The sequence below is a fragment of the Aureisphaera galaxeae genome (assembly GCF_028561275.1).
Lineage (GTDB): Bacteria > Bacteroidota > Bacteroidia > Flavobacteriales > Flavobacteriaceae > Aureisphaera > Aureisphaera galaxeae.
The window spans coordinates 582,535-602,182 of record NZ_JAQQTF010000006.1 but is presented as its reverse complement, the minus strand read 5'-3'; the positions used below and the strand labels follow the sequence as shown (position 1 = coordinate 602,182).

The following is a 19,648-nucleotide window of genomic DNA, read 5'->3' as shown; positions in this document are numbered from 1 at the left end:
AGGGCAGGATTACATAGTTATAGTGTTAGTTTCTTGTTTAGGTCTTCCACGTATTTGCGGAATTGCTTGTCGGTACTGGAGAGGTTGTCTACCGTTTTACAGGCATGGAGTACCGTAGCATGGTCCCTTTGTCCAATCTGCGAACCAATGGACGCCAAAGAGGCCTTGGTGAATTTCTTCGCAAAGAACATGGCCAACTGACGGGCTTGTACAATGTGGCGTTTTCTTGTTTTCGATTGTAGGGTCTCTACATCCATCTGGAAATATTCGCTCACCACTTTCTGGATGTAGTCTATGGAAACTTCCCGCTTGGTATGCTTCACATAATTGTCTACAATCTTCTTGGCAAGATCGATGGTGATTTCCCTTTTGTTGAAAGAGGAATGCGCAATCAAGGAAATGATGGCACCTTCCAATTCACGGATGTTGGTTTTAATGTTATTGGCCAAAAACTCAATAATGTCTTCTGGCATTTCAACACCGTCACGATAGAGCTTGTTTTTGATGATCGCCACACGGGTATCGTAATCCGGATGGTTGAGTTCGGCAGAAAGTCCCCATTTAAAACGGGAAAGCAATCGCTGTTCGATATCGATCATATCCACAGGCGCTTTATCACTCGTAAGGATCACCTGCTTTCCATTTTGGTGCAAATGGTTAAAGATGTGGAAGAAGACATCCTGTGTTCCCGCTTTTCCGGAAAGCAATTGGATATCGTCCACGATCAATACATCGATGATCTGGTAAAAGTGGATGAAGTCGTTACGATTGTTTTTCTTAACGCTTTCGATGTATTGCTGCGTAAATTTTTCCGCAGAAATATAAAGTACCGTTTTTTCGGGGTACTTGTCTTTTATGTCTACCCCTATGGCGTGGGCCAAATGAGTCTTACCCAAACCAACACCTCCAAAAATAAGAAGTGGATTAAAGGAAGTTCCCCCCGGTTTGTTTGCTACAGCCAATCCAGCAGAGCGTGCCAAGCGGTTGGATTCCCCTTCCAAGAAATTCTCGAAGTTATAACTTGGATTAAGTTGGGATTCTATCTTTACATTTCGGATACCTGGAATCACAAATGGATTCTTCAGCTCCGGACTTTTGTTCTTAACAGGAACGTCTACCTCTTGCGACTTTACCTGCGTGCGATTTGCACTCGGAATTTTTTCCGTGAAAGGCTGCTTGTTGCCATAGGTGTTTTCCATCTTAATGATGTACACCAATTTGGCCGTACCACCCAATTCTTTGGTAAGGGCTACTTTGAGCAACTTTACATAATGCTCTTCCAGCCACTCATAGAAAAATTTACTCGGAACTTGTATGCTCAGGGCATTGTCGGTGAGCTTCACTGCCTTAATGGGTTCGAACCAGGTTTTGTATGCTTGTGTCGAAATATTATCTTCAATAAAGGACAAGCAATTTTTCCAAACCAGTTCGGCAGTTTTACCCATAGTTGTAGTCAGAGGTTGAGTTAGTTAATTGTCTTGTTAAAAAAGCAGGAAAGAGGGTTTTTCCTAACGATTTCCTAACAATGCAAATATGTGAACAAATAACTGAAAAAAAAAATGGTTTAGGTATTGATTTTCTAGTTTTTTTTTCTCATGTTAAGTTAAAGCCTTGGGAGCAAAAAAGTTCTCCCTTTTTAGCCTTAAATTTTGTGAAGAAAAATACTACTAAACTGCGCGTTCGTTACGGTGAAACCGATCAAATGGGCGTGGTCTACTACGGAAATTATGCTCAGTTTTTAGAACAGGGAAGAACCGAATGGCTGCGTGAATTGGGCTTTTCTTACAAATGGATGGAAGAAAACAATGTGCAACTTCCTGTAACTCATTTGAGTATTGATTTTAAGTATCCCGCACGATACGATGACCTCATTTATGTTACGACAACGTTAAGGAAAATTCCTACTTTCAAAATTGAGTTTGACTACGAAATTCACAACGAAGAGGGGCAACTGTTGGTCACTGCCATGACTACCCTTTGTTTTATAAATACTACCACCAAAAAGTTGATGAAAGCACCTTCTTACCTCATTGAAAAGTTGAGCGAATCGTAAGCGCTTTTTAGAGCCGTTTAATACTTACTTTGTAGGTGTCCTGAAAGAGTTGGAAAATTCGTTCAGAATCCTTCTTGCGCACCGATAATGTGAATGCGCAATGTAGGTTCATTTCCTGAGCGATGATGTTGAGGTTTTGCTCTTTGATCATTCGCATGACCACATTCATTTCTGGATAATCGAATTTCACCAAGAACTCTTCGTCGATTGTCTTTTCCACAATTTCTGAAGCTTCCAATGCCATTTGGGCCCCGGCGCGATAGGCTTGTATCAATCCTCCCACCCCTAATTTTGTACCTCCAAAATAACGTACAACCACTACCAGGGTATTGGTCACTTCAAACGCCTGTAATTGACCGTAAATAGGCATTCCGGCACTGTTGGATGGTTCCCCGTCGTCATTCGCCCGATAACTGCTGTAGTCTTTTCCCAACTGCCAAGCGTAACACCAATGGCGGGCGGAGTGATGCTGTTTTTTCAATTGTTCGATACACGCTCGAATATCATCTTCATTCTTTACAGGGAAAGCATAGCCAAAAAACTTACTGCCTCGATCCTTGAAGAGTGTCTCGGGCGAAGGTTTTACCAAAGTTTTGTACGTGTCCTTTATTGTATCCATTAGAGTTGGCCCAAAGCTACCAAGAAAATACTAACCACGGCCAAGAAGATGCCCAGCCAGTTTTTTAGGAGGATGCGTTCGCGAAACAACAGTATGCCCACTAGGGTTGAAAGCATTACGATACTTACGTTGTTCACCGTAAAGATGCCGGAACTCTGAAAAAGTCCACTACGGAGCGCCTTCACCAAAAAGTAAATGGAAAAGTAATTGGGAATTCCTAGGGCGATTCCACCAATTACATTTTTTAGTTCGAAAGTGACCTTGCCTCTAAGTTTAAGATACAACAACGTGAGGATGCCCACACTGGCGGCAGCACCAAAAATCGTGGCCGAAAAAACAGGAACGTCGTTTTCCGATACAAAGGCATCTTCCAAGAATTTAATACTGGTATCTATAATCCCACTTCCCAAGAACACCAAGGCGGGCAACAACCACTGTTTCATTCCCAAAGAAGCAGAACCCTTGCCTTTCGAAGAGGTGAGGTAAACAGCCACCAAGGCCATGAGGATGCCCAAAGTTTTGAAGATTCCCAAACTCTCGCGATAGTATACCAGCCCGAAAATAATAGGAATGACCACACTCATCTTTGTAGCTACAGAAACAACGGAAAGCCCACTACGCTGGGTGGTGATGGCCATTAAATTGAAGACTGTAATAAAGAGAATCCCCAAGCCCAAAGTGTAGATAAACCAAGGCGCTGTAGTAATGCTTTCTACTGTCGGACTTCCATTGAAAGCAATAAATCCCGTAATACACGCTGTGATGTAGTTAACAACAATGGCCTGCAGTGTATGTATCTTAAACCGATCGAAAAGCTTAAAAACCACAAAAATGCAGGTGGAAGCCAATATGCTTAAAATCAATGGGGTCACAGGCGGTTGTTTTTATAGATGGTTAAAATATCTCCCTTTACATTTCTTTCACTTTGCATCGCTCCTGAAACAAGGGAAGGGGCTGTAATACCTTTTTCAAATCGAATAGCACCTTTAAACACCCAAGCTTCGTCCCAGAGATTTGAGTCGATAAATGTTTGAAGGGTTTGTGCACCACCTTCTACAATGAGGCTTTGTAATTGATGTTCGTAAAGCACACGACAAACTTCTGAAGCAAGATTTTCAGAAAAATCGACTTTTTCGAAATGTAGATGTCCTTCCTGACTTTGTGTTTGGTCGTTCAAAATTAGCGTTGGGGCATCCTTGTTGAAAACCTTGCTTTCCCTTGGAATTCGAAGGCTACGGTCTAAAATCACTCGGATAGGGGACTCACCTTTCCATGAGCGGGTAGTCAAGGATGGATTGTCGTCCAATACGGTTTGCGTTCCGACTAAAATAGCTTGTTCGTTTGCCCGCATTTTATGCGCTAATTGTTTGGAATGGGCATTGGTAATCCATACGGGTTTTTGCTCTGATCGCTGTGCAGGAGCTAAAAAACCATCGGCAGATTGTGCCCATTTTAAGATGATATACGGTCTTTTTTCGGAATGAAATGTAAAGAATCGTTTGTTTAGTTCGCTGCATTCTTGTTCAAGAACACCGCTCACTACTTCGCAACCCGCTTCCGTCAATTTTCGGATGCCAGCTCCAGCGACTTTCGGATTGGGATCTACCGCACCGATAACCACCTTTTTAATGCCTTTTTCAATGATAAGATCCGAACAGGGAGGCGTTTTTCCGAAGTGACTACAGGGCTCTAGGGAAACATAAATCGTGGCATCTTTCAGCATGGAAACATCCTGTACACTGGCAATCGCATTGACTTCCGCGTGCGGTTTGCCTGCTTGTTGGTGCCACCCTTCTCCAATGATTTTGTCATTGTGAACAATCACACTTCCTACCATAGGATTGGGGTAGGTAGTCCCCAAACCATTTTGGGCGAGTTGAATGCAGCGGCTCATATAACGCTCGTCGGGAGTCATTCGGCAAAAATACGAGTATCTTCCAAGAAATTGGAGGGGATTATTCCCTTAATATGGTTAATTTTACTTTTTAAATCTTTTTGATTTTTCTTCGCCAATAAATCCTGTGTACATGAGCGGACCTGTTATTCGACCCATTCAGAAAAAAGACAATGAACAACTCGGCAAAATCATCCGTTCTGTGTTGATCGATTTTGGGGTTCCGAAAGTAGGAACCGCCTATGAAGATGTTTCTTTGGACTGCATGTACGAAACCTACCAAAAAGAAGGTGCTGCGTATTTCGTAGTTGAAGAAAATGGTACGGTCATCGGTGGTGGTGGGGTAGCGCAATTGGACAATTACAACGGACCGGTATGTGAACTTCAGAAAATGTATTTCTTACCCGAAGCTAGAGGCCGTGGTTTGGGAACGCAGATGATCGATACCTGTTTGGCATCGGCCAAGGAACTCGGTTATGAACAGTGTTATTTGGAAACCATGTCCTACATGGAAGCCGCCCAAAAACTATATCACCGATACGGATTTAGCCATTTGGAAGGCCCTATGGGTGATACGGGTCATTATGCCTGCGGGGTACACATGCTTAAGGAACTATAGTCGTGAAGCTGGGCGAACTCAAAACGTATTTCCAGTCGGAACTTGCCGATTTATATCCTAAGGAAGAGGTGCAATCCTTTTTTTCCATCTTGCTGGATCACTATTTGAATTATACGCGCTTGGATGCCGTAACACGTGCTTCAGAAGAAGTTTCGAAAGAGGTACTTGAGAAATTTAAAAATACCTTGATCCGACTTCGGAAAGAAGAACCCATACAATACATAGTTGGCGAAACCGAATTCTATGGCTTGCCCTTTAAACTGAACGAGCATACGCTTATACCCAGACCGGAAACTGAAGAATTGGTGGAGTGGATATCGGAAACCCTGGATGCCAATGAAAATACAAGTATCTTGGATATCGGTACGGGTTCCGGATGTATAGCGATTTCCCTTGCTAAGCATGTATCGAAAGCAAAGGTATCGGCCATGGATATTTCCGAAGGAGCCCTGAAGATGGCCAAGGAGAACGCAAGACAGTTGGAGGTAACGGTCAATTTCATTCAGAAAGATATTCTACATACTTCACCCGGGGGAACTGATTTCGATGTAATCGTTTCCAATCCGCCCTATGTTCGAGAGCTCGAAAAAAAGGAAATGAAGCCCAATGTACTACAGTACGAACCTGACGGAGCGTTGTTCGTTTCCGATGAAGATCCACTGGTTTTTTATAGGGCTATTGCCCGTTATGCCAAGGCTTCCTTGAAGCCCGACGGATTTCTCTTCTTCGAAATTAATGAGTATCTTAGTGAGGAAATGATCGCAATGCTCTCTACTGAAGGGTATGTTGATATTGTCGTCCGAAAGGATATTTTTGGTAAAGACCGAATGATAAAATGTACTCCCAATGACTAAGCTGAATAAAATATGTGTGTTTTGTGGTAGCAGTGCCGGCAACGATACCACCATTACAAACGATGCCCTGCAATTGGCCCGTATTTTTGTTGAAGAAGAAATCACCTTGGTGTACGGTGCTGCCAAGATTGGAGTTATGGGTATCATTGCTGAAGAAATGCTGAAATACCATGGAAAGGTCATAGGGGTGATCCCCCAATTTCTGAAGAAAAAAGAAGTAGTTCACTTAGGGCTCACGGAGCTCATGACTACAGAGAATATGCATGAAAGAAAGTTGATCATGCAGGAAATTAGCGATGGTTTTATGGTCTTGCCCGGAGGTTTCGGAACTTTGGAAGAGTGTTTCGAAATCATTACCTGGTTGCAACTGGGATTGCATTCCAAGCCTATCGGTTTGCTGAACACGAATGGATTTTATGACCACTTGCTGAAACTTCTGGAAACCATGGTAAAAAGGGGCTTTCTGAAGATGGAAAACTACGAACTCTTGCAAGTAGATACTACAACGGAAGGCTTACTTCGAAAGATGGAGGCCTTTAAAGCGCCACAAATTCCAAAATGGTTGAAACCGGAACGGACTTAAGATCAACTTATTAACTTTTCAAGTCCTTTTGTTAACATTTTTACCATCCCCTTCAATTAATGGCTACCTTTTAGTCATTAACCATTAAATTTCACGTAATGAATTCAACTAAGAAGTATGCTGCAGAGGCCTTGGGGACCTTTGCACTGGTCCTGTTCGGATGTGGGGCTGCGGTCATCGCCGGAGTAACTGGAGCAGGTCCTGAAGGAATTGGATTGCTAGGGATTTCCCTCGCATTTGGTTTGGCTGTAGTCGCTATGGCTTATACCATTGGTCCTATTTCGGGATGCCACATTAATCCCGCCATCTCAATCGCTATGCTAGCGGCAGGGAAACTATCTGCCAAGGACACCGTAGGCTACGTTATTTCGCAATGTATTGGCGCTATAGCGGCAGCTGGTTTGCTCTATGCAATAGCCTCAGGAGCCTCAGGTTTCACGATGGGCGAATGGGCCTTGGGAAGTAATGGATGGGGCGATGGTTATGGAGGTGGATACAATATGCAATCTGCTTTCATTGCCGAAGTAATCTTCACCTTTTTATTCTTAATGGTCATCTTTGGAACCACGGCAAAAAATGCTTCTCCACAAATGGCCGGATTGGCCATCGGGATCACTTTGGTGCTTATTCATTTGGTAGCCATTCCCATCACAGGAACTTCTGTAAATCCGGCTCGAAGTTTGGGGCCAGCTTTGTTTGCAGGAGGGATGGCTTTACAACAACTTTGGTTGTTTTTTGCGGCGCCTATCGTCGGAGGATTATTAGCTGCTTTTCTACGGAAACTTTTTATCGAAGATTAACCGGAAAATATTTTGTAAAGGCTTCATTATGAAGCCTTTTTTTACTGTTATGTGGTGGTCGGTTTACGGCTAAACCATAGATTTTTTCTTTTCCATTACCGTTCATCGAAAACGTTTTCGAAACACTCTGCTGTGTCAAATTAATTTGTAGCTTCAATAGCAATATTAACAAATCTAACATCAATTATTATGAAGAAAATCCTTTTATTAATTGCCTTTTTCATCGGCTTTGGCGCCGCTGTCCAAGCACAAGAAAATGTGCGGACAAAAGCCAACTATCACGGTAAGATTTCCTCGGTAGAATACGTTTCTCCCATGGTAGATCGACCGAATGATCTTATTCCTTCCGATAACTCTGTTAAAGAGGCCAAAGACAAGCGTTCTATGGTACCAAGAATCGTTGAGGGACAAGACCCCCAAATTGAAGACGACTACTTTGTTAGAAACCGACACGAAATGGAGCAAAGCGTTCGCAGAGCCCCTGCTAGTCTGGTTTTCGATGCCTATAACTCAGGATCGCAACCTACGGATCCTTCATTAGCAGTAGGTCCAAATCACGTAATGGTGGTGTTCAACACTGGATTTACCATTTACGACAAGTCCGGAAACCAATTACTAGGGCAAACCGCACCGAATCCGGCGATCTTCCCATCGGGAGGATGTTGTGACCTTACGGTTACCTACGACAATGTTGCAGACCGTTGGGTACTTACCTTCTTGGGAAGTGGTGCCCAGATTGCTGTTTCGGATGGGCCAAATCCATTAACAGCCGGATGGTATGTATATAACATTTCGGCCATTAACGATTACCAAAAGCTTTCCATGTGGAGCGATGGGTATTACATTACAGATAATACCAGTAGCAACAATAAAGTGTGGGCTTTGGAGCGTGATGCCATGCTTACGGGAGACCCAAATGCACAAATCATTGGGTTTAATCTTCCTGGTATTGTAACCAGTGGTTTTTTTAGTCCACAGGTGTTAAATGTAACCAACAACAACTTGCCTGCGCCCGGTGGAGCCACGGTGGTGTATATGCAGGATGATGCTTGGGCAGGAGTCTCCAATGACCACGTAAAATATTGGACGATTGATGTGGATTGGAACAATGCGGGTAATTCTTCTGTTTCGGCCGCTACCGAAATTCCGGTGACTCCTTTTATTGGAGTGTTCGATAACGGAAGTTTCTCTAACCTTACGCAGCCCGGAGGAGGTGTTGCCATTGACGCATTGCAGGCCACGATTATGAATCAGGCACAGTTCAGAAAATTTGGAACGCACAATTCTGCCGTATTTAACTTTGTGGTAGATACCGATGCTTCTGGAGGGGAATTGGCCGGTGTGCGTTGGATGGAATTCCGTCAAACAGCCGATAATCAGCCATGGACCCTGTATCAAGAAGGAACCTACACTGCACCTGACGGGCGTCATGCATGGAACGCCAGTTTAGCTATGGACGGTCAAGGGAATATCGGTATGGGATATACCTCCATGTCCGGACCTACGACACCTTCTACCGTTAGGGTAAGTTCTTACTTTACGGGACGATTAAACGGAGATCCTTTAGGAACCATGACTGCTGCCGAAGAGTTGATTGCCAACGGTAATTCGAATTTCTCTGGATTGCGTTATGGGGATTATAGTAAGATCGATGTAGATCCTAATGACGATTCCACCTTCTGGTTCATTAATGAATATATTAATGGTAGCCGTGGAGGAGTTGTAGGTGTATTCCAAATGCAAGCTGGACCACCGGATAACGATCCACCAACGGATCCAACAAACCTAACGGCTTCCAATATCACTTCGACCGGTGCGACACTCAATTGGACAGCTTCTACGGACAATGTAGGAGTAACTCAATACAATATTTCAATTGACGGAACTCAAGTAGGGACTTCGGGTAGCACTTCCTTTAATGTAACAGGATTGTCTCCTAATACTACCTATTCTGCTTCTGTGACCGCGCAGGATGCTGCAGGTAATGTATCTGGAAGTGCGACTACTTCGTTTACGACCCAAGCAGGTGGTGTGACTTATTGTGCATCGGCTAGTACCAATGTGAATGATGAGTTTATTAGTCGTGTTCAGTTGAATACCATTGATAACTCTTCGGGCGCTCAATTCTATTCTGATTTTACAGGCATTTCTACCAACCTATCCGAAGGTCAAGGCTATACCATTACCATAACTCCGACGTGGACGGGTACCATTTATGCAGAGGGGTATGCTGTATGGATTGATTATAACAATAATGGGGACTTTGATGATACGGGAGAACAGGTATTCTCAAAAGCGCCTTCTACAGATACACCGAATAGCGGCTCTTTCACTGTTCCAAGTGGAACTTCACTAACGTCGGTTAGAATGCGTGTTTCCATGAAGTACAATGCCATTCCAACCTCTTGTGAAACCTTTACTTGGGGTGAGGTAGAAGATTATACCATTAATTTAGAAGCCGGTGGTGGCGGGGACACCCAAGCGCCAACGGCACCAACAAACCTAACTTCTTCTAATATTACCGATACGACCGTAGATCTTTCTTGGAACGCCTCTACCGATAATGTAGGCGTAACGGGCTACGAAGTGTTTGAAAGTGGTAGCAGTATTGGTACGGTAACTGGAACTGGAGCTACTGTGACGGGATTAACCGCAAATACTTCCTATTCCTTCACAGTACGAGCGTTCGATGCCGCAGGTAACAACTCTGGTTTCAGTAATACTGAAAATGTAACCACGACAGGTGGCGGCGGAGGTCCAGGACAGATCGCTGGATACTTCTTCGAAACTGGTTTTGAAGGATGGAGCGATCCGGGAAGTGACTGTGCGCGTATCAATAATGCCTCGAGAGCTTTCGAAGGGAACTTCTCTATCCGACTGCGTGACAACACCAGTACATCGAATACGGTATCGCCAGTATTGGACTTGACTGGTAATTCGCAGATTACCTTCGAGTTCCATGTATTCCCGAACAGTATGGAACCTGGGGAAGACTTCTTTGTAGAGTTCTTCAACGGGACTTCGTATCAGGTAATAGGAAATTATGCCAGTGGTACCGATTTCACGAATAATGTATTCTTTACAGATACCATTACCTTAGATTCTGGAACCTATAACTTCAATGCAAATAACCGTTTCCGTTTCCGTTGTGATGCGAGTGGAAATGGAGATCGTGTGTATTTTGATCAAGTGATTGTTAGTGGAGACAATGTAGCACCGCTACAACAAACAACTCCATCCTTGATCGATCACGGTGAAGCTTTGAAGTCGTTCACAAGAGTTTCAACAGAAAACATCAAATTGTATCCGAATCCGACACAGTCTCGACTCAATATTGAGATTTTGAACGGTGCGTTTGATGAAATCGTAATATTCTCGTCCGCAGGACAAATTGTGCATGAGGCTGAAGGAGGCATTGACAAATTTACTGTTGATGTATCCCAATTTGCTTCGGGTATGTATTTCGTCCGATTTGTTTCCAACGGTAAAGCAGTTACCAAACGCTTTATTAAGGAGTAATCTAGAGAGTTTATTAGTTTAATTGTCTGAGACCTGCCCTTAGGGGCGGGTCTTTTTTTGTTTATAAGCAGTGGATTATTCCCACATTAGCGCGTCGGGAGTACTTTCATATTTTGTTAGCTTTGTTCGTATGAATCCGGAACAAAAAATAAACGCCCTCCGCGACGAATTGCGCGAGCACAATTATAACTACTACGTACTCGATAACCCCACCATTTCCGATTACGAATTCGACATGAAATTGAAGGAGCTACAGGAACTGGAAACGGCTCATCCTGAGTTTTATGATGCCAATTCGCCAACCTTGCGGGTAGGGGGAGAGGTAACCAAAAATTTCGAAACCATTCCCCATACCTATCGCATGTATTCTTTGGATAATAGCTACTCCAAAGAGGATTTGGAAGATTGGGAAAAACGCATTAAAAAGTTAGTTGATGGAGACATTCAATATACCTGTGAGCTAAAGTATGACGGTGCTTCCATGAGCCTTACCTATGAAAATGGGAAGCTCTTGCGTGCGGTAACCCGTGGTGATGGATTTCAGGGGGATAATGTGACTACGAATGTGAAGACCATTAAATCGGTGCCGTTACAATTGAAAGGAGATTACCCGCCTTTGTTTGAAATTCGAGGAGAAATTGTGTTGCCTTTTGATGGATTCAATAAAATGAATGAGGAACGAGTGGCTGCGGGCGAAGAACCCTATCGAAATCCAAGAAACACAGCTTCGGGAAGTTTAAAGCTTCAGGATAGCAGTGAAGTGGCCAAGCGTCCGTTGGAGTGTCTTTTATATAGTATAAAAGGAGAACGATTAGGGATTACAACCCAATTCGAAAACCTGGAAAAAGCCCGAGCTTGGGGATTCAAAGTGCCTAACGAAGCGAAGCTAGCAAACAGTATTGATGAAGTGTTGGAATACGTGGCTTACTGGGATGTGCATCGTCATGACTTGCCTTATGAAACCGATGGAGTGGTGATCAAGGTGAACAATTTGCAGCAGCAAGAGGAATTGGGGCATACGTCTAAAGCGCCCCGTTGGGCCATGGCCTATAAGTTTAAGGCAGAACAGGCTAGTACGGTGCTGAACGAGATCACCTATCAGGTAGGGCGTACGGGAGCCATTACTCCGGTTGCGAATCTAGAACCTGTAGAGTTGGCTGGTACCATCGTGAAACGAGCTTCTCTCCACAATGCCGATCAGATTGCCAAACTGGATATTCGTGAAGGCGATACCGTGTATGTAGAAAAAGGAGGGGAGATCATTCCCAAAATTATGGGTGTGGACCTTTCTAGAAGAAAAGAGGGGATCGTCCCAACACAATACATAACCCACTGTCCGGAATGTCATACGCAACTCATCCGCAAGGAAGGGGAAGCACAGCATTATTGTCCCAATGTCTCCGGATGTCCACCACAAATTGCAGGAAGAATTCAACATTACATCTCCCGAAAGGCGATGGATATTGAAGGTTTAGGAGGAGAAACGGTGGTGCTTTTGGTGGAGAATCAGCTGATAGAAAATTACGCCGATCTCTACGAATTAACTGCAGATCAGGTTATTCCGTTAGAACGTATGGCGGAAAAGAGTGCCGAAAATTTGGTGCAGGGGATTGAGGCTTCAAAACAGATTCCTTTTGAAAGGGTGCTCTTTGCTCTGGGGATTCGTTATGTAGGGGAAACCGTGGCCAAGAAACTGGCAAGACATTATAAGACCATCGATGCGTTGATGGCTGCTTCGGAAGAAGATCTGGTAGCCATCGATGAGATTGGTGATCGTATTGCGGAAAGTGTGGTTTCCTTTTTCGATTCCGAAGAGAATAGAGCTTTGGTGAATCGATTAAAGGCGCATGGCGTTCAATTACAGATTTCGGAAGAAGTGCTGGCGAATCAAACAGATACCTTACAAGGGAAAACGTTTGTGGTTTCTGGTGTTTTTGCCAAAGTATCCCGTAATGAATTGAAGAAATTGATAGAAGATAACGGTGGAAAAGTATCCGGATCCATCTCTGGAAAAACCAGTTTTGTGGTAGCCGGTGAAAATATGGGGCCGAGCAAACGTACTAAGGCAGAAAGTCTTGGCGTTCCTATTATATCCGAAGATGATTTTTTGACAATGATTGCCTAAAATCCTATCGGATTTAACAGGAGATAACGTATTTTTGTTGGGCTAGCTTACTACGTTTATGTTTGAAAAATTGAAACGAAAGTCATTGCGAAAATTGACCGAAAAACAACTGGTCGATCGGGACGTGTCCAAGGTAAACGCCCCGGCCAAAACCCTAGGTTTTTTGGTAGATGAAATGCTCCTTTCCGATTTCGAAAAGCTGTACCATTTTTCTGCAGACTTAGGAATGCAGCCCAAAGATGTGCGTGTGTTTTCCTTTATCGAAACGAAACGGAAAATACCCTCGCTTCGCCAAAATCAGGTACAGTGCAAGGATTTTAACTGGAAAGGGGAGATGCACAACCAGAATGCCCAGGAGTTTTTGGATACAGAATTCGGGGTGTTGGTGGGATATTATAAAGGTACGAATGAGTTCATGGATATGATGATATCGAGAAGCAAGGCAAAATTTAAAGTAGGCTTTGCGGGAGGTGATGAACGATTATATGATTTAATGATTGGTGTAGCCCCAGAACAGATCGACCTTTTTAAAAGTGAATTGAAAAAGTATTTAACCATATTGAATAAAATAGCATGAGAGAATTAGTCGGTACGGGTGTGGCTCTTGTAACTCCATTTACAGCGGAGGGAGTCGTGGACGTGCCCGCGTTAGAGCGCGTTGTTGCCTATCAGATTGAAAACGGAATCGATTACTTAGTAATCCTTGGAACCACAGGAGAAAGTGTGACTCTTACCAAACAGGAGAAACAGGTGGCTATAGATACCGTAAAGAAGGCGAACGCAGGAAAACTTCCCATGGTACTAGGAATTGGGGGTAATAATACCCAAGCCATCCTGGATGAAATTGCCGATAGGGATCTTTCCGATTTTACTGCCATTCTCTCGGTATCACCAGCCTACAACAAACCCACCCAAGAGGGAATTTACCAGCATTTCAAGGCAATTGCAAGAGCATGTCCCATTCCTATTGTTATGTACAATGTTCCAGGAAGAACAGCTAGTAATATGTTGCCGGAAACCGTAGCCAGATTGGCCCAGGATTTTGATAATATCGTTGCCATCAAGGAAGCGGCTAACGATATTGTGCAAGCCATGCAAATGATCGATAGTACGCCCGATGACTTTTTGGTGATAAGCGGTGACGACATTCTTGCTTTACCCATGACATTAGCAGGAGGTTCGGGTGTGATTTCAGTAATAGGACAGGGATTTCCACAAGAATTTTCGGATATGATCCGTTTCGGATTGAATCGGGAAGTGGATAAGGCCTATAAATTGCATTACAAAATGGCTCCGTGCATCGATTATATTTTTGCCGAAGGGAATCCAGCGGGTATTAAAGCGGTGTTCCATAAACTGAACATTTGCGAACCTTTCGTAAGGTTACCATTGGTGGGAGTTAGCCCGGAATTGCGTTCCAAAATCGATGACTTCGCTGATAATGTATAATTTGAAACCCTAATTCTTCGTTAAATTTGGAAATAGGGCCATGGATTCCTTACGGGTTCCACTATTTTAGTAGCTTAAATAAGTTTTTGTAATCCCTTATAATTCACTACTTTTGCACGATGTTTTTTAAAACCATGAAATCGAGTCTGTTATTACTTATGATCGCTTTGGTATTTAGTTCTTGTAGCGACTACCAGAAGCTTTTGAAGTCGGATGATGCTGCGAAAAAGTATTCGATGGCAGATTCATTATACAAACAAAAGAAGTTCAAGAAATCCCTTCGATTAATGGAGCAGATTGTTCCTGTGTATCGAGGGAAGCCGCAGGCAGAGCCATTAATGTTCCGCTACGCCAATACCTTTTATCAGTTAGAAGATTATTATTTGGCGGGGTATCAGTTTGAGCGTTTTGCGAGTTCCTATCCCAAAAGTGATAGTTTGGAATTGGCGGCCTACCGTTCGGCCAAAAGTTACTACGAGCTGTCTCCAAGGTATTCCTTGGATCAGACCGATACGCAAAAGGCGATGGAGAAATTGCAGGCATTCATTGATGAATTTCCGACTTCCGATTACAAAGAGGAAGCCAACCAATTGGTTTTTGAATTGAGAAGAAAACTGGAAAAGAAGGATTACGAAGTAGCCAAGCAATACTTGCGTATTTCAGATTATAAAGCTTCTATTGAGGCCTACAGTAACTTCATTAGTGATCATCCGGGGTCCAAGTATAGACCCAACGCTTTTTACGAGCGGATCGAAGCAGCGTATCAGTTGGCAATTAACAGTGTGCCTTCTAAAGTTGATGAGCGATTGAGAGCTGCCAAAAAACATTACGACAGCTTTAAAAAATATTACGGAGAATCCGATTTCCGTTCCAAAGCAGATGAAATGCTAGAGGACATAGACAAGCGATTATCGGAATCGGAAACTGAAACAGCAATTAATTAAGGATTATGAGCGATATTAAAAACAGCGATGCCCCTATCAATACTACGACGATTGATAAGAACTTGGTAGATGCCCCTACCAGCAATATTTATGAGGCCATCTCTATCATTTCTAAAAGAGCGACCCAAATCAATAGCGACATTAAGAAAGAGCTATTGGAGAAGTTGGACGAGTTTGCTACCTACAATGATAGTCTAGAAGAGATTTTTGAGAACAAGGAGCAGATCGAAGTTTCCAAGTTTTACGAAAAGCTTCCAAAACCACACGCACTTGCGGTACAAGAGTGGTTAGAGAACAAAATTTACTATCGTAACACCCAGGACGAAGAACTATAAGTTTAGGGTATGTCTGTTTTAAGCGGAAAAAAAGTATTACTGGGCGTTACTGCCGGTATTGCCGCTTATAAGAGTACCTATCTGGTTCGATTGTTAATTAAGAAGGGTGCCGAAGTAAAAGTGGTCATGACCCCCTCGGCTAAGGAGTTCGTTACTCCGTTAACCCTTTCCACACTTTCCAAAAACGAAGTTTTTTCTTCGTTCACGAACGAAGACGATGATAATGCCCAATGGAATAACCATGTCGAGTTAGGCCTTTGGGCAGATTTTTTTATCATAGCTCCCGCTACTGCCAATACACTTTCCAAAATGGCGCAGGGACAGAGTGACAACCTTTTGGTGGCTACTTATCTGTCTGCAAAATGCCCGGTGTATATTGCTCCAGCGATGGATTTGGATATGTACAAACACCCCAGTACGCTGGAAACCCTTTCGAAATTGGAGTCCTTCGGAAATGCGATCGTCCCAGCCGAGCATGGCGAATTGGCCAGTGGTTTGGTAGGCAAAGGACGCATGGCGGAACCCGAAAACATAGTAGCGTTTTTAGAAAAAGACATTGCCGACCAGCTTCCGTTAAAGGGCAAGAAAATCGTAATTACGGCAGGCCCCACCTATGAAGCTATAGACCCTGTTCGATTCATAGGAAATCACTCCAGTGGCAAAATGGGCTACGCCATCGCAGAGAAAGCTTCCGAATTAGGCGCTGAGGTTGTGTTGGTTTCAGGGCCAACAAGCCTACAACTCCAAGCTCCCAATGTATCAATAGTTCGGGTAACCTCTGCTCAGGAAATGTACGATGCGGTACATCTGTATTATCCACATTGCCATACGGCCATATTGAGTGCTGCAGTGGCCGATTACCGACCGAAAAATGTAGCTTCCGAAAAAATAAAGAAAAAGGAAGGGGAGATGACGATAGAGTTGGAAAAAACACAGGATATTCTGGCTTCCTTGGGAAAAATAAAGGACAAACAATTTCTGGTAGGATTTGCATTAGAGACCCAAAACGAATTGGATAATGCAAAAACAAAACTGGAAAAAAAGAATTTAGACTTAATTGTATTAAATTCGCTCAAAGACAAAGGTGCCGGTTTTGGAACCGATACCAATAAAGTTACTTTTATTACCCGTAACAATAAAGTAATCCCTTTTGAAGTTAAGAGTAAGAAAGAAGTAGCATACGATATTTTACAACACATTATAGATCATATAGATGCGTAGAGTTTTATTTTTAGTGGCCGTGTTGATGGGCTTTGGAACCATGAATGCCCAGGAATTGAATGCCACCGTTACCATAGATGCACAACAGACGGGACAACCCAATTTTCAGGTGTTTCGAACCTTAGAGCAACAATTGACCGAGTTTCTTAACAACACCAGTTGGACCCAAAGGGAGTTTAAGAATCAGGAACGTATCGATTGTAATTTCACCTTAATTATTACCGCTTTCGAATCGACCGCATTCGAAGGGCAATTACAGGTACAGGCGTCGAGACCCGTGTATGGATCTATTTACGATACACCTATATATAATTATAACGATCGTCAATTCAGTTTCGATTACAACGAATTCCAACCTTTGGTATTCAATATTAATACCTTCGATTCCAATTTGGTTTCCGTATTGGCCTACCATGTATATACCGTGCTAGGATTGGATGCCGATACTTTCGAATTGAATGGAGGAAGGGAGTATTTTGATATCGCCAAGCAAATTGTGAACACCGCTGCTTCTAGTAACTTTGCGGGATGGAAAGCAACTGACGGAACCCAATCGAGATTCCGTTACAACGATGCTATAATTTCGAATGTGTATCAGGAGTTTCATGATGCCATGTACAATTATCATCGTTTGGGGATGGACGTTATGGAGTCCAATGCAAGAGACGCCAAGCTGAAGATCATCGAATCCATTTCCAATCTGAAGAACGTAAACGATCGCAGACCGAATTCCTTTCTGTTGCGTACGTTTTTTGATGCAAAAAGCGACGAGATTGAAGCTGTTTTTAGTGGAGGTCCCAGCGTAGACATCAATACCTTAATGGAACATTTAAACAGAATTGCTCCTACCCGTAGGGCGAACTGGAGCAAAATAAGAATATAAATTTCTGATCTTGCAGGAATCCCAAAACTCCCTTACTTTAGAGGGAGTTTTTTTATCATCTATAACACGCCTTTGATCACATCACTTTCTATAAAAAATTATGCACTTATTGAAGATATTAAGGTAGACTTCAATAGAGGACTTACTATCATTACTGGTGAAACCGGTGCAGGTAAATCCATTTTGTTGGGAGCCTTGGGCTTGGTTTTAGGGAACCGTGCCGATTTAAAAGTGATGCGGGATATGGCGAGTAAGTGCATTATCGAAGCCCAATTTTCTATTGGAAACTACGCCTTGCAGGACTTATTTGCTGAAAACGATCTGGACTATGAAGAGGAGACCATTGTGCGAAGGGAAATTCTACCTAGTGGAAAGTCCCGAGCCTTTGTGAATGACACGCCTGTGACCCTTCAGCAAATGCAGGTATTGGGCGAAGAGTTGATCGATATTCACAGTCAGCACGAAACCCGTACGTTGGCCACAGAAGGCTACCAGATGGAAGTAGTGGATGCCCTGGCTGGAAATCGGGATTTGTTGGATGTCTATAGAAGTAATCTTCGGTTGTTTAAGGAGCATAAACAGCAATTATCCCAATTGATTTCTGAACGGGATCAGGCACTTAAGGATTTAGACTACCATAGTTTTTTATACAATGAATTGGTAGAAGCCAATCTTGCTTCCATTCAGCAAGAAGAGTTGGAAGAAACTTACGAGAAATTGAACAACGCGGAAGAGATTCAGGAAGTGTTGGCAAAGGTTTCCCAATCCCTTTCCAATGAGATGTCGGGAAGTATAACTTCCTTGAGGGAAGCCCTTCAGGAACTGAATAGAATCAGAAATTTCTCAACGGACTACGAATCTCTTTGGAATCGTGTGAATAGTACTATTATCGAATTGGAAGATGTAGAGAGTGAAGTGTTGAAATCGGCAGATGTTTTGGAGGTAAATCCGCAACTGCTTATGGAGGTGCAGGAAAAGATGCAAACGCTCTTTCGATTGCAGCAAAAGCATGGGGTTTCGGAAGTAAGTGAGTTGCTGAAAATTCAGGAGGAATTGGAGGAGAAGGTGGTAGCTTCTTCCCAGATCGATGAAACCATAGAAACTTTGGAGACCAAGGTAGAAACGGCTAGGAAGAAGACATTGGAAATTGCACAGCAAATAAATAACAAGCGGGAAGCTGCAATACCTATATTAAAGGAGAAACTAGAAGCATTTTTGCTAGGGTTGGGCCTTCCTAATGCGCAATTTCAATTTCAATTGCAGGAACAAGAGGCATTTAGAACTGACGGAAACGCTCAATTGGAATTGCTGTTTACTGCTAATAAAGGAGGTGCGTTCGGCTTGCTTCAGAAAGTAGCTTCGGGAGGAGAAATGAGCAGGATCATGTTGGCCATTAAAGCTGTTTTGACAGAATACAAGGACCTACCCACCCTTATTTTCGACGAGATCGACACTGGGGTTTCTGGGGAGATTGCACATAAGATGGCAGAAATTATGGCGTCCATGAGTAAAAAGATGCAAGTGTTAAGCATTACGCACCTGCCGCAAATCGCTGCCAAAGGCGACTACCACAAAAGGGTATTCAAAAGAGATGAAAACAATGTCACTACTACCCATATTAAGGAACTTACCCAAGAAGACCGAATTATTGAAATCGCCCAAATGATAGGGGGTAGCACACTAAGCGATTCGGCCATTGCACACGCCAAGCAATTGTTGAATTAGTGTATCTTTGCACTTCGACCAAATT

Annotated in this window: 18 protein-coding genes; 14 read left to right on the top strand and 4 right to left on the bottom strand. The window is 43.2% G+C overall.

What is annotated here, in order from left to right; genetic code table 11:
* Positions 1-17: 17 nt before the first annotated feature.
* Positions 18-1,445, bottom strand: a complete 1,428-nt coding sequence (dnaA, locus tag POV27_RS13055) for a chromosomal replication initiator protein DnaA (RefSeq protein WP_272863218.1) — start codon at positions 1,443-1,445, stop codon at positions 18-20.
* A gap of 206 nt (positions 1,446-1,651) precedes the next feature.
* Here dnaA and POV27_RS13050 point away from each other — a divergent pair, with 206 nt between their 5' ends.
* Complete coding sequence (locus POV27_RS13050) at positions 1,652-2,053, top strand: acyl-CoA thioesterase (RefSeq protein ID WP_272863217.1); 402 nt, start codon at positions 1,652-1,654, stop codon at positions 2,051-2,053.
* A gap of 7 nt (positions 2,054-2,060) precedes the next feature.
* On the opposite strand, the gene POV27_RS13045 is transcribed toward POV27_RS13050, so the two are convergent.
* Genes POV27_RS13045 through ribD form a run of 3 tightly spaced genes read right to left on the bottom strand, consistent with a single transcriptional unit; the run spans position 2,061 to position 4,587 of the window.
* Complete coding sequence (locus POV27_RS13045; RefSeq protein ID WP_272863216.1) at positions 2,061-2,672, bottom strand: IMPACT family protein; 612 nt, start codon at positions 2,670-2,672, stop codon at positions 2,061-2,063.
* The gene (locus POV27_RS13040) at positions 2,672-3,544 is read right to left on the bottom strand and encodes an EamA family transporter (protein WP_272863215.1); all 873 of its coding nucleotides are present in this window, start codon (positions 3,542-3,544) and stop codon (positions 2,672-2,674) included. The genes POV27_RS13045 and POV27_RS13040 overlap by 1 nt, the downstream gene beginning before the upstream one ends.
* Entirely contained in the window at positions 3,541-4,587 is a 1,047-nt protein-coding gene (gene ribD / locus POV27_RS13035; RefSeq protein ID WP_272863214.1) for a bifunctional diaminohydroxyphosphoribosylaminopyrimidine deaminase/5-amino-6-(5-phosphoribosylamino)uracil reductase RibD, read from the bottom strand. Before ribD ends, POV27_RS13040 begins: the two co-directional genes overlap by 4 nt.
* 112 nt (positions 4,588-4,699) lie before the next feature.
* Here ribD and POV27_RS13030 point away from each other — a divergent pair, with 112 nt between their 5' ends.
* The 13 genes from POV27_RS13030 to recN all read left to right on the top strand — a co-directional run bounded on the left by POV27_RS13030 (position 4,700) and on the right by recN (position 19,623).
* Positions 4,700-5,185, top strand: a complete 486-nt coding sequence (locus POV27_RS13030) for a GNAT family N-acetyltransferase (RefSeq protein WP_272863213.1) — start codon at positions 4,700-4,702, stop codon at positions 5,183-5,185.
* Between the two features lie 2 nt (positions 5,186-5,187).
* Positions 5,188-6,039: a peptide chain release factor N(5)-glutamine methyltransferase gene (gene prmC / locus POV27_RS13025; RefSeq protein ID WP_272863212.1), complete on the top strand. Its 852-nt coding sequence runs from the start codon at positions 5,188-5,190 to the stop codon at positions 6,037-6,039.
* The gene (locus tag POV27_RS13020; protein WP_272863211.1) at positions 6,032-6,622 is read left to right on the top strand and encodes an LOG family protein; all 591 of its coding nucleotides are present in this window, start codon (positions 6,032-6,034) and stop codon (positions 6,620-6,622) included. Before prmC ends, POV27_RS13020 begins: the two co-directional genes overlap by 8 nt.
* A gap of 98 nt (positions 6,623-6,720) precedes the next feature.
* Positions 6,721-7,422: an aquaporin Z gene (gene aqpZ / locus POV27_RS13015; RefSeq protein WP_272863210.1), complete on the top strand. Its 702-nt coding sequence runs from the start codon at positions 6,721-6,723 to the stop codon at positions 7,420-7,422.
* A 189-nt stretch (positions 7,423-7,611) separates the two neighbouring features.
* Positions 7,612-10,941, top strand: coding sequence for a fibronectin type III domain-containing protein (locus POV27_RS13010; protein WP_272863209.1), 3,330 nt, complete (start codon positions 7,612-7,614; stop codon positions 10,939-10,941).
* Positions 10,942-11,071: 130 nt separating this feature from the next.
* Entirely contained in the window at positions 11,072-13,066 is a 1,995-nt protein-coding gene (ligA, locus tag POV27_RS13005) for an NAD-dependent DNA ligase LigA (RefSeq protein ID WP_272863208.1), read from the top strand.
* 70 nt (positions 13,067-13,136) lie between these two features.
* On the top strand, positions 13,137-13,643 hold the full coding sequence (locus POV27_RS13000; protein ID WP_272863207.1) for a DUF6913 domain-containing protein: 507 nt from the start codon (positions 13,137-13,139) through the stop codon (positions 13,641-13,643).
* On the top strand, positions 13,640-14,515 hold the full coding sequence (gene dapA, locus POV27_RS12995) for a 4-hydroxy-tetrahydrodipicolinate synthase (RefSeq protein WP_272863206.1): 876 nt from the start codon (positions 13,640-13,642) through the stop codon (positions 14,513-14,515). Before POV27_RS13000 ends, dapA begins: the two co-directional genes overlap by 4 nt.
* Positions 14,516-14,649: 134 nt before the next feature.
* Positions 14,650-15,459: an outer membrane protein assembly factor BamD gene (locus POV27_RS12990; RefSeq protein WP_272863205.1), complete on the top strand. Its 810-nt coding sequence runs from the start codon at positions 14,650-14,652 to the stop codon at positions 15,457-15,459.
* A gap of 5 nt (positions 15,460-15,464) precedes the next feature.
* Entirely contained in the window at positions 15,465-15,794 is a 330-nt protein-coding gene (locus tag POV27_RS12985) for a DNA-directed RNA polymerase subunit omega (protein WP_272863204.1), read from the top strand.
* A gap of 9 nt (positions 15,795-15,803) precedes the next feature.
* Entirely contained in the window at positions 15,804-17,015 is a 1,212-nt protein-coding gene (gene coaBC, locus POV27_RS12980; RefSeq protein ID WP_272863203.1) for a bifunctional phosphopantothenoylcysteine decarboxylase/phosphopantothenate--cysteine ligase CoaBC, read from the top strand.
* Positions 17,008-17,898 carry a type IX secretion system protein PorD gene (porD, locus tag POV27_RS12975; RefSeq protein WP_272863202.1) on the top strand — a complete coding sequence of 297 codons (891 nt, stop codon included), beginning with the start codon at positions 17,008-17,010 and terminating at the stop codon, positions 17,896-17,898. Before coaBC ends, porD begins: the two co-directional genes overlap by 8 nt.
* 72 nt (positions 17,899-17,970) lie before the next feature.
* Entirely contained in the window at positions 17,971-19,623 is a 1,653-nt protein-coding gene (recN, locus tag POV27_RS12970) for a DNA repair protein RecN (RefSeq protein WP_272863201.1), read from the top strand.
* The last annotated feature ends 25 nt before the right edge of the window (positions 19,624-19,648 follow it).

Bases quoted from the DNA above. Each gene is read 5' to 3' on its own strand.
- dnaA (WP_272863218.1), bottom strand. From the start codon at position 1,445: ATGGGTAAAACTGCCGAACTGGTTTGGAAAAATTGCTTGTCCTTTATT.
- POV27_RS13045 (WP_272863216.1), bottom strand. From the start codon at position 2,672: ATGGATACAATAAAGGACACGTACAAAACTTTGGTAAAACCTTCGCCC.
- ribD (WP_272863214.1), bottom strand. From the start codon at position 4,587: ATGACTCCCGACGAGCGTTATATGAGCCGCTGCATTCAACTCGCCCAA.
- POV27_RS13030 (WP_272863213.1), top strand. From the start codon at position 4,700: ATGAGCGGACCTGTTATTCGACCCATTCAGAAAAAAGACAATGAACAA.
- POV27_RS13020 (WP_272863211.1), top strand. From the start codon at position 6,032: ATGACTAAGCTGAATAAAATATGTGTGTTTTGTGGTAGCAGTGCCGGC.
- aqpZ (WP_272863210.1), top strand. From the start codon at position 6,721: ATGAATTCAACTAAGAAGTATGCTGCAGAGGCCTTGGGGACCTTTGCA.
- POV27_RS13010 (WP_272863209.1), top strand. From the start codon at position 7,612: ATGAAGAAAATCCTTTTATTAATTGCCTTTTTCATCGGCTTTGGCGCC.
- ligA (WP_272863208.1), top strand. From the start codon at position 11,072: ATGAATCCGGAACAAAAAATAAACGCCCTCCGCGACGAATTGCGCGAG.
- dapA (WP_272863206.1), top strand. From the start codon at position 13,640: ATGAGAGAATTAGTCGGTACGGGTGTGGCTCTTGTAACTCCATTTACA.
- POV27_RS12990 (WP_272863205.1), top strand. From the start codon at position 14,650: ATGAAATCGAGTCTGTTATTACTTATGATCGCTTTGGTATTTAGTTCT.
- POV27_RS12985 (WP_272863204.1), top strand. From the start codon at position 15,465: ATGAGCGATATTAAAAACAGCGATGCCCCTATCAATACTACGACGATT.
- coaBC (WP_272863203.1), top strand. From the start codon at position 15,804: ATGTCTGTTTTAAGCGGAAAAAAAGTATTACTGGGCGTTACTGCCGGT.
- porD (WP_272863202.1), top strand. From the start codon at position 17,008: ATGCGTAGAGTTTTATTTTTAGTGGCCGTGTTGATGGGCTTTGGAACC.